The 9,388-nt window shown below is 71.2% G+C and carries 8 protein-coding genes and 1 pseudogene; 4 read left to right on the top strand and 5 right to left on the bottom strand.

Going from position 1 to position 9,388, the window contains the following annotated elements; translation table 11 throughout:
- Positions 1–108: 108 nt before the first annotated feature.
- On the bottom strand, positions 109–717 hold the full coding sequence (locus tag ACIBEI_RS42615) for an ABATE domain-containing protein (protein ID WP_398896274.1): 609 nt from the start codon (positions 715–717) through the stop codon (positions 109–111).
- On the opposite strand from ACIBEI_RS42615, the pseudogene ACIBEI_RS42610 reads away from it, so the two are divergent.
- Positions 674–1,537, top strand: a pseudogene (locus ACIBEI_RS42610) (aminotransferase class V-fold PLP-dependent enzyme); the annotation flags it as partial. The gene ACIBEI_RS42615 and the pseudogene ACIBEI_RS42610 sit on opposite strands and share 44 nt — an antisense overlap.
- A 13-nt stretch (positions 1,538–1,550) precedes the next feature.
- Here the strand turns inward: ACIBEI_RS42610 and ACIBEI_RS42605 are convergent.
- Positions 1,551–4,046 (bottom strand): alpha-L-arabinofuranosidase C-terminal domain-containing protein, encoded by a 2,496-nt coding sequence (locus ACIBEI_RS42605; RefSeq protein ID WP_398896273.1) that lies wholly within the window; start codon positions 4,044–4,046, stop codon positions 1,551–1,553.
- Between the two features lie 168 nt (positions 4,047–4,214).
- On the opposite strand from ACIBEI_RS42605, the gene ACIBEI_RS42600 reads away from it, so the two are divergent.
- Positions 4,215–4,697: a DUF6314 family protein gene (locus ACIBEI_RS42600; protein ID WP_398896272.1), complete on the top strand. Its 483-nt coding sequence runs from the start codon at positions 4,215–4,217 to the stop codon at positions 4,695–4,697.
- On the opposite strand, the gene ACIBEI_RS42595 is transcribed toward ACIBEI_RS42600, so the two are convergent.
- Positions 4,694–5,278, bottom strand: a complete 585-nt coding sequence (locus ACIBEI_RS42595; protein ID WP_055613879.1) for a histidine phosphatase family protein — start codon at positions 5,276–5,278, stop codon at positions 4,694–4,696. The genes ACIBEI_RS42600 and ACIBEI_RS42595 overlap by 4 nt on opposite strands.
- 116 nt (positions 5,279–5,394) lie before the next feature.
- The gene (locus ACIBEI_RS42590; protein ID WP_398896270.1) at positions 5,395–6,834 is read right to left on the bottom strand and encodes a PLP-dependent aminotransferase family protein; all 1,440 of its coding nucleotides are present in this window, start codon (positions 6,832–6,834) and stop codon (positions 5,395–5,397) included.
- Here ACIBEI_RS42590 and ACIBEI_RS42585 point away from each other — a divergent pair.
- Together ACIBEI_RS42585 and ACIBEI_RS42580 are read left to right on the top strand one after the other, a co-directional pair.
- The gene (locus tag ACIBEI_RS42585) at positions 6,833–7,780 is read left to right on the top strand and encodes a DMT family transporter (protein WP_398896269.1); all 948 of its coding nucleotides are present in this window, start codon (positions 6,833–6,835) and stop codon (positions 7,778–7,780) included. The two genes, ACIBEI_RS42590 and ACIBEI_RS42585, sit on opposite strands and share 2 nt — an antisense overlap.
- A gap of 93 nt (positions 7,781–7,873) precedes the next feature.
- Positions 7,874–8,077: a DUF1918 domain-containing protein gene (locus tag ACIBEI_RS42580; RefSeq protein ID WP_398896267.1), complete on the top strand. Its 204-nt coding sequence runs from the start codon at positions 7,874–7,876 to the stop codon at positions 8,075–8,077.
- Here ACIBEI_RS42580 and ACIBEI_RS42575 read toward each other — a convergent pair.
- Positions 8,074–9,360: a glycoside hydrolase family 10 protein gene (locus tag ACIBEI_RS42575; protein ID WP_398896265.1), complete on the bottom strand. Its 1,287-nt coding sequence runs from the start codon at positions 9,358–9,360 to the stop codon at positions 8,074–8,076. The genes ACIBEI_RS42580 and ACIBEI_RS42575 overlap by 4 nt on opposite strands.
- Positions 9,361–9,388: the final 28 nt, after the last annotated feature.

Here is a 9,388-nt window from a genome sequence, read left to right as displayed (position 1 = left end):
ACGGCTTCCGCCGCGCCATGGTCACACCCCACAGAAGACGGGATCACATACCTCTCCACCGTGCCACAACACGATCTTTCTGCAAGGACCCCTAAGCCCCCACCCCCGTCACCGCCCCTTCCGCGCCGCGTACGCCCTCGCGGCCCGTACCCGGTTGCCGCACTTCGTCGTGCACCAGCGGCGGGCCGCGTGGGAGCGCAGGAACCAGCGGGCGCAGCCCTGGGCCGCGCATTCCGTGAGCTGTTCGGCCTCGGCGCCGGTGAGGAGTTCCGTGGCGTCCTCGGCGAGGAGGGAGAGGGCGGCCGCGGCCGGGTTGCCGGTGTCCGGCTCGTCGGCGCGGTGCGGTCCGTCGGACGTCCAGGCGAGCCGTGGCGTCGAAGGGGCCGCCCCCAGAGCGGAGTTGAGGGTGTCGAGACTCTCCCCGGGCGGTACGGCGCCGACGGCCCGCGCCTCGAACAGCGCACGCGAGGCCTCCCGCAGCCCGAGGAGTCTGCCCGCCTGCCGCCCGTTCAGCGCCACCCGGTCCGGCAGCAGCTCGTGCCGTACGAGCCACAGGTGCGCGGCCTCGGTGCCGTCGAGCAGGTCGACCGGGCCGTGACTCAGCGAAAAACGCGTGTTGACCAGGGCGAGCGAGACAAACCGCTCCTCGCCGGGGACCTGTAGGTGGTGCAGGCACCACGCGAACCTCGTCCCCTGGCAGCAGCTCGCGGAGCGCACCGGCGCGACCCTGGACTGGTTCGGGCTCACCGACGAGGGCCGCCTCGACCTGTCCCGTATCGACGAACTCCTCGACGAGCGGACGAAGGTCGTCGCCCTCACCCATCAGTCGAACGTCCTCGGCACTCTCAATCCGGTACGGCTGATCGCCGACCGCGCGCACGCCGTCGGGGCGCTGGTGGTGGTCGACGGCGCCCAGTCTGTGCCCCACCGGCCCGTGGACGTACGGGAGTTGGGGGCCGACTTTCTCGCCTTCTCCGGGCACAAGATGCTCGGTCCGAACGGCGTCGGCGTGCTGTGGGGCCGACGCGAACTCCTCGCGGATCTCCCGCCGTTCCTCACCGGCGGCTCGATGATCGAGGTCGTCGAGATGGGCCGTACGACGTTCCTGCCGCCGCCCCAGCGGTTCGAGGCGGGCGTCCCGATGGCTCCGCAGGCGGTCGGACTGGCCGCGGCCGTCGACTACTTGAGGGCTCTCGGTATGGACGAGGTCGCCGCACACGAGGACGTCCTCACCGCGCGGGCACTTCAACTCCTCCAGGAGATCCCGGGCGTTCACATCATCGGCCCGCGCGGCACCGACGATCGCGGCTCGGCGGTCTCCTTCGCCGTCGACGGCATCCATCCGCACGACATCGGCCAGGTCCTCGACGACCGTGGTGTCGCGGTCCGCACGGGTCACCACTGTGCCCGCCCCATCGTCCGCCGCTACGGCGTCCCGGCCACCACCCGGGCGACCTTCTACGTCTACAACACCCTTGAGGAAGTGGAGCAGTTGGCGGAGGGGGTACGGGCGGCCCAGGCGTACTTCGGCACGTGAGCCGCCCGCCGGTTCACCCCTTCCTGATCCGCAGGAAGGTGACCGAGTTCGCCGGGAAGGTGTACGTGAACCTGTCGGCCACTCCGGAGAACGTGGACGTGACCGGTGCGACGGGCGCCTCCGTCTCAGTGTTCACCGCGTCGGGCGCGGCGGCCAGCGTGGTCACTCCGGCCTTCGGGCGGACCTTCGCGCCGCCGAGGTCGATCGCCGTACGGGCGTCCGCCGCCTGGGCGTTGACCACCTTGACGATCAGGTCACCGGTCCTCTTGTCCTTGGTGACCACCTGCCGGAAGGGCTCGGCCGGCTTGTCGTCGGTGAAGCTGCCCCACTCCTGACCGTCGAGGAGGAGGGTCACCTGGCGGCCGCGCACCTTGACGTCGATGTCGTAGGCGCGGCCCGTCTCGATGGACCCGGCCTTGGAGACGAGCGTCGACTTGCCGCCGTCCACGGCCTGTTCGACGGCGGACTGGGTGTTGTTCCAGCCGCCCAGGTTCCACCAGTAGTAGTTGCCGGTGTCCTTGACGCCGAAGGCGACGAGGAAGCCCTCCTTGCCGGACTTCTTGGTGGCCTTCACATGCAGGTCGTAGTCGTGCCAGGCCGGGTCGCCCGCGGAGACCATGGTGTTCTCGGCCGCCACGTCGCTCTGCACGTACTGCCCGTCCTGGACGCTCCAACTGCCGCCGCCCGTATGGGTCCACTGGGACGCGTCACCGGAGAAGTCGTCGCCGAGCAGCGCCGCACCGTCCGCGCCGGTCACCTTCACATCGTCGTACGCGGCGGTCGTCGCCCATGTCGACAGGCCGACCGCGCCCGTGATGGGCCCGCTCAGGGAGGGTGTGCCGGTGGCGGTCGAGGGCACGACCCGGTCGCCGACGTTGCGCATGAAGAGCTTCTGGACCTCGTAGTTGGCCGAGTTCCAGGACGCGTGGTTGTTGAACCAGATCAGGTCGGGCCGCCACTGTACATAGTCCTCGTTGGCGAGCAGCGGAGCGTACGAGGCGAGCTTCACGATGTCCGCGTTGCGCTCCAGGCCGGTCATGAACGCGGCTTCGGAGAGGGCGTTCTTGAAGGTGTTGCCCTGCGAGGCGTACTCGCCGAGGAAGACCTTGGGTCCCTTCCTGTCGTACGAGTCGTAGCGGTCGTTGTTCTGGAGGAACCACTGCGGGCTGTTGTAGTAGTGCTCGTCGACCATGTCGACGTTCGCTTCCCGGTTGAGCTTCCAGGCCGTGTCGAACGTCGAACCGCTGTCGTCCGGGCCGGAGTTGGAGACGACGGTGATGTCGGGGTACTTCACCTCGATGGCCGCGCGGAACTTCTTGAAGCGCTCGAAGTACTCGTTCGGCAGGTTCTCCTCGTTGCCGACCGCGAGGTGCGTGAGGTGGAAGGGCTTCGGGTGACCCGCCTTCGCCCGCTTCCGGCCCCACTCGCTGGTCACGGGACCGTTGGCGTACTCGATGAGGTCCAGGGTGTCCTGGATGTGCCGCTGGAGGAGCGCCTCGTCATCGACGGCCCTGTTCTGGCCGCAGCCGGTGACGAGCGCGGGCACCACGGGCAGCGGCATGGCGCCGATGTCCTCGGAGAACTGGAAGTACTCGTGGTAGCCGAGCCCGTAACTCTGGTTGTAGTTCCAGAAGTTGGCGTTCGTCGGGCGCTGCTCGACGGGTCCGATCGTGTCCTTCCACTGGTACGAGCGCTTGCGCTCCCAGTTGGAGGCCTCGCTGTAGTCCTGCATGGAGCCCGTGTTGACCAGACAGCCGCCCGGGAAGCGGACGAAGGCGGGGTCGAGGGCTGCGATCTTCTGGGCGAGGTCCTTGCGCAGGCCGTGGCCCTTGTACGTGTCGCGCGGGGTGAGCGAGATCATGTCGAGCGCGACGGGACCGGCGGCGGCCACGGTGAGCCGGCCGGTGGCGCTGGTACGGGTGGCGGTGAAGCGTGCGGTGTACTTCGCCCAGCCGCCGCGAGCGGTCACGCGCCCGGCCTCGGCGAGTTCGCCGTCGGCGTCCTGGAGGGTGACCGTGAGGGCCGGCCTTCCCTCCGCGCGGGCCCACACCGAGAAGTCGTAGACCTTGCCCTTCTCGACCGAAATCCCGGTGTTGTAACCGGAGTTGGTGACGGACGAGCCGCTGCCCAGGGTGAGGTACGTGCGGTTTCGGGCGTTCAGGCGGCCGTCGTCGTCCACTGTCTTCGCGGTGCCGGTGGGCGCCCAGGAGGTGAGCGGCGTGTACGAGCGGTTGTCGGCCGTCGAGTACTCGAAGGAGCGGTTCTGCACGAGCTCCGCGTACAGACCGCCGTCCGCGGCCCGGTTGATGTCCTCGAAGAAGACGCCGTACATCGTGTCGTCGATCTTCGCGCCCGCGGCCCTCGGGTCGACGGTGATCGCGTAGTCGGTGGTGTCCTCGGCGGTGACGTCCTCGGCGGCGGCGTTCACCGGGGCCGGGACGAGGAAGGACGCGGCCAGCAGAGCGGTGGCCGTGAGGGAGAGTCTCCAGCGGGTGCGGGTGCGTGACATGGATCCTCCGCGGCTCTAGAGGGGGTCAGCAAACGAGGTCAGCAAACGGGGCCAGCAAATCGGGTCGTTCGAGATATCGGACACTGATCAATACTTCGAACGGCAAGATAGGTAGAGGGCAGGAGCACGTCAATGGGTTGCACAGGAGAGGCTGGGGAGGCGGAGGGGATGTCCGAATACTGGCCGGTGACCGATGCGTTGGCGTATCTGACGGGCAGCTGGCGCGTGGAGCGTTCGGTGCGGGATCTCGCGAGCGGGGCCCAGGGCTCGTTCAGCGGGGCGACGGTGTTCGAGCCGCTCGACGACGAGAAGGGGCTGCTCCACCACGAGTCCGGCACCTTCGTCTGGCAGGACGTGGCCCGTCCCGCCGAGCGCACCCTGCGGTTCCTGGCGGACGGCGACGCGGCCGGCCGGGCCGACGTACGGTTCGCCGACGGCCGCCCCTTCCACGACCTGGACCTGACCTCCGGGCACCACGTCACCGACCATCCGTGCGCGGCGGACCTCTACCGGGGCGAGTTCACCGTGCGCGACGCGGACCACTGGCGAACGGTGTGGCGGGTGGGCGGCCCCGCCAAGGACCTGCTCCTCACGACGGACTACACGCGGGACTCGGAGCAAGGGCCCGGGCAGGGCTCCGAGCCACGCTAGAGCCGTTCGGACTGCGCCTCGAAGCGGAGGTTCCAGCGCCCGGCCCGGCCGGTGAGCGTGGCCGTCGACAAGGGGCGGACGTCGAGGTTCCAGTACGCCGACGGGTGCGCCTTCAGGGAGTAGACGAGCGCGGCCCGTACGACGGCGGGCTCGGCCACGGCGACGATGCGACCCCCGTCGTCGGCCGGGCGGGTGTCGAGCCAGCCGCCCACCCGCTGGATGAACTCCACCAGGGACTCCCCGCCGTGCGCCGCGGAGTACGGGTCGGCGAGCCAGGCGTCCACGGCCTCGGGTTCGCGGGCCATCGCCTCGCCGAGCGTCAGCCCGCGCCAGCGCCCCATGTCGCAGTCGCGCAGGGCCGGCTGGGCCAGCGGCGCGAGGCCCAGCGCGTCACCGGTGGCCCGGCTGCGCGGAGTCGGCGAGCAGTACCGCAGCTCGGCCACCGCCAACGGCACCAGCATGTGCGCGACGCGCTGCACCTCGCCCCAGCCCGCCTGGTCCAGCGGCCGGTCGTCGTCGAAACGCTCGGCGAGCAGCGAGGAACTGCGGGCGGCGGCGACCAGCGTGACCCGAACATGCATGCGGCGATGGTGGAGGGCGGGACTCCGCAGGTCAAGAGGTGATCGGCAGTGCTTACGGAATACTCACGGCCGGTGCGCCGTCGGATACCGGGCCCGTCGGATCGTCGGGCATCGGCTCAGACCCGGAGCACCTCGTCACAGGCCGCCCGCAGTCTCCGTACGCCCTCGGTGATCTCCGCCCTCCCCGCGACCGCCGCGAAGCTCAACCGGAGGTGTGCGGCCGGGGGTTCGGCGCTGAAGTAGGGGCGGCCCGGGGTGACGGCGACGCCCGAGCGGAGCGCGGCGGTGAACAGGGCCTGTTCGTCCGTGCCGTCGGGGAGGCGCAGCCACAGGTGGTAGCCGCCGGACGGGATGTGGGGCAGGGCGAGTTCGGGGAGGTTCAACAGGAGTGCGGAGGTCATCGTGTCGCGGCGGCTCCTCAGCTCGGTCGACACGGCACGCAGATGCCGTGGCCAGGCGGGCGAGCCGACGAGTTCCAGGGCCGCCTCCTGGAGCGGGCGCGGCACGAAGAAGGTGTCGACGACCTGGATCGCCCGCAGCCGTTCGAGTACGGGCCCGCGGGCTGCCAGCGCGCTCACCCGGAAGCTCGGCGAGGTCGCCTTGGTGAGGGAGCAGACGTGCACGACGACTCCGTCGGGGTCGTCCGAGGCCAGCGGACGCGGCAGCGGCCCCGAGTCCTCGTGCACGAGTCGGCGTACGAAGTCGTCCTCGATGACGAACGCGCCCGCGTCGCGTGCGATCCGCAGGACCTCGCCGCGCCGCTCGGGGGCGAGCACCGCGCCGGTCGGGTTCTGGAAGAGCGGCTGGCAGACGAAGACGCGGGCGCCGGTCGCCCTCAGGGCGTCGGCGAGCAGCGCCGGTTTCACACCGTCCCGGTCCACCGGGACCGGCACGGGCCTGAGGCCGGCGGCGCGGGCGATCGCCAGCATGCCGGGGTAGGTGGGCGATTCGACGAGGACCGGAGCGCCGGGCGGGGCGAGCGCGCGCAGCGCGGTGGTCAGCCCGGACTGGCCGCCCGCCGTGATGAGCACCTCGGCGGCGGTGACGGCGCCGCCGATGCCCCGCGCGAACCACTCGCGCAGCTCCGGCAGCCCGTCCACGGGCGGCCGCCCCCAGGCGCCGGGGCGGCGGCCTGCCCGGGACAGGGCGGCGGCCATCGCCCGCTCCGGCTGGAGCGAGGGGTGCAGATAGCCGCCGTTGAACTCAACGACTCCCGGCGGCGGGGCGGCGAGCGTGGCGACGACCGCGGAGGCGTCCACCGTGCGCGGTACGAGTTCGGCGGCGGAGTCGGCGCTCAGCGCGACCTCCTGCCAGGAGGTGTCCCCCACGGCCGGCCCGGCATCGCGCGGCGCGGCCCGGAACGCCCCGGCTCCGGGCCGGGTGACCACCAGCCCCTCGGCGGACAGTTGGGCCAGCGCCCGGGACACGGTCACGGGACTGACCCGGAACCGCTCGACGAGGGCCCGACTGGATGGCAGCTTTCCACCGGGAGAGTAGCGGTTCAGCTCGCCCCGCAGCTGATTCGCCAGATCACCGACACTGCTACGCTCTTGCATGAGAGCACAGGATAGCGCTACTGCGCAGACCGCGATAGCGGTGCCCGCCGCCCCCGGATCCGGTCGGCCCGCCACGGGCCGGGGCTCCGCCGCGAGGGCCGGCACCCTCCAGGCCGCCCTCGGTGTCACGGCGTTCTCCCTCACCTTCCCGGCCACCGCCTGGGGTCTTGAGGGGTTCGGCCCCTGGTCGCTCGTCGCCGTACGGACCGTCCTGGCGGCCGTCATCGCGGGCGGCTGCCTGCTCGCCCTGCGGGTGCCGTTCCCCGGCCGCCGTCACTGGGCGGGGCTGGCCGTCGTCGCCGCCGGAGTCGTGCTCGGCTTCCCACTGCTGACGACGCTCGCCCTGCAGTCGTCGACCACCGCGCACGCCGCGGTCGTCGTCGGGCTGCTCCCTCTCACGACAGCCCTGTTCTCGGCGCTGCGCGTCGGCACCCGCCCCTCGCGCACCTTCTGGTTCGCGGCGTCCGCGGGCGCTGCCGTGGTGATCGCGTTCACCGTGCAGCAGAGCGGCGGCGCGCTGACCAGCGCGGACGCCTATCTCTTCGCGGCATTGCTGGTCTGCGCCGCAGGATACACGGAGGGCGGCCGGCTGGCCCGCGTGATGCCGGGCTGGCAGGTCATCGGCTGGGCGCTGGTCCTGTGTCTGCCGGTGACGGTGCCCGTGGCCGTGATCGCGCTGTCGTCCGAGCCCGTACAACTGACCGCGCAGAGCGTGACCGGGCTGCTGTGGGTCGCGGCGGGCTCCCAGTTCCTCGGTCTGGTCGTCTGGTACCGCGGCATGGCGGCGATCGGCATCCCGAAGGCCAGCCAGTTGCAGTTGGCCCAGCCGCTGCTCACACTGGTGTGGTCGGTGCTGCTCCTGGGCGAGCATCTGACACCGGCCGCACCGCTGACGGCCGCGGCCGTGCTCGTCTGCATCGCCGTCACCCAACGGGCCCGGGGTTGACCGGCCCGTACGAGCCGGTAGCAACCCGTGTCACCCGCCGTAGACTTACGGCCACCAACCGCTACTCCCGTGCGGAACGAGGAGGCCCTACAGATGCAAGCAACCGTAGGCGACCATCTGCTGGTGCACGGCAGGATCGTCGGGCAGCACGACCGGGTCGCGGAAGTCATCGAGGTGCTCGGACAGAAGGGCAGCCCCCCTTACCGGGTCCGCTTCGAGGACGGCCACGAGACCCTGATGTCACCCGGCCCCGACTGCGTGGTCCAGCACCACGACGACACCGCCACCACCCACTAGGCCCTGCGCGCGGGCTTCGCCGGCTGCTTGTAGTGGTCGGCGACCACGCGTGCCATGGCGCCGATGCTGTCTGCCGCCACTTCCCTGGCGGAGAAGAACACATGCCCGCGCACCTCGGGATGGTTCCGCGCCAGGGTGAGGTGGCGGGACAGCTCGGCCACGTCCTGCCAGGCCGCGGGCTGCGCGGGGTCACCGGCCTTGTAGAGCGCCTCACCGACGTACAGCTTCGTGCTGCTGCCGCGCGCGGTCTCGGCCCACCAGGGGACCAGCTTCGCGTAGTCCGCGGCGGCGAAGCCGATGTTCCAGTAGAGCTGCGGGACGATGTAGTCGATCCAGCCCTGCCGGACCCACTTCCTGGTGTCCGCGTGCAGATCGTCGTACGTCTGCACCCCGGCCCTGGTGTCCGAGCCCCGTGAGTCGGTCGTGGCGTTGCGCCACACCCCGAACGGGCTGATCCCGAACTTCGTGCCCGGCCGGACCTTCTTGATCCGGGCGGCCGTCTCCAGCACCAGCCGGTCGATGTTGTCCCGCCGCCAGGCCGCCCGGTCGGCGAAGTCGTCGCCGTACGCGGCGAACGCGTCGTCGTCGTCGAAGACCTGGCCCGCGACCGGATACGGGTAGAAGTAGTCGTCCCAGTGCACGGCGTCCACGGCGTACTTCTCCACCGCGTCGAGCATCGCGTCCTGGACAAAGGTGCGGACCTCGGGCAGGCCCGGGTTGTAGTACAGCTTCCCGCCGTACGGCACGACCCAGTCGGGGTGCTTGCGCGCGGGGTGCGAGGCGACGAGCTTCGTCGGGTCGGTGTGGTTGGCGATCCGGTACGGGTTGAACCAGGCGTGCAGTTCCAGACCGCGCGCGTGGGCCTCCTTCACCGCGGTGCCGAGCGGGTCCCAGCCGGGGGCCTTGCCCTGGACGCCGGTGAGGCACTGGGCCCAGGGTTCGTACGGCGAGGGCCACAGGGCGTCGGCCGTGGGCCGCACCTGGAAGATCACCGCGTTCAGCCGGCGCGCCACCGCCTGGTCGAGGTGCCCGAGCAGCTCGGCGCGCTGCTGCGCCGCCGTCAGCCCGGGCTTCGAGGGCCAGTCGCGGTTGGCGACGGTCGCCACCCACATGCCGCGCAGCTCGCCTGCCGGAGCGCGGCGCTTGCGGGGCCGGGAGTCGTCACCACCGGAGTCGCCACCGGACCCGTCACCCCCGGAGATCTCCGCCGCCACCGCCAGTCCCGCCGTCACGAGTCCCGACAGTCCGACCGCCGCGGCCGTCGCGAATCCCCGACGTGACATACGCCCCATGCCGCACGCTCCAAACACT

Origin of the sequence: Streptomyces sp. NPDC050988 (assembly GCF_044456225.1) — a bacterium.
Classification (GTDB): domain Bacteria; phylum Actinomycetota; class Actinomycetes; order Streptomycetales; family Streptomycetaceae; genus Streptomyces.
The sequence above is the reverse complement of the archived record's forward strand: the minus strand, read 5'-3'. Positions and strand labels throughout refer to the sequence as shown.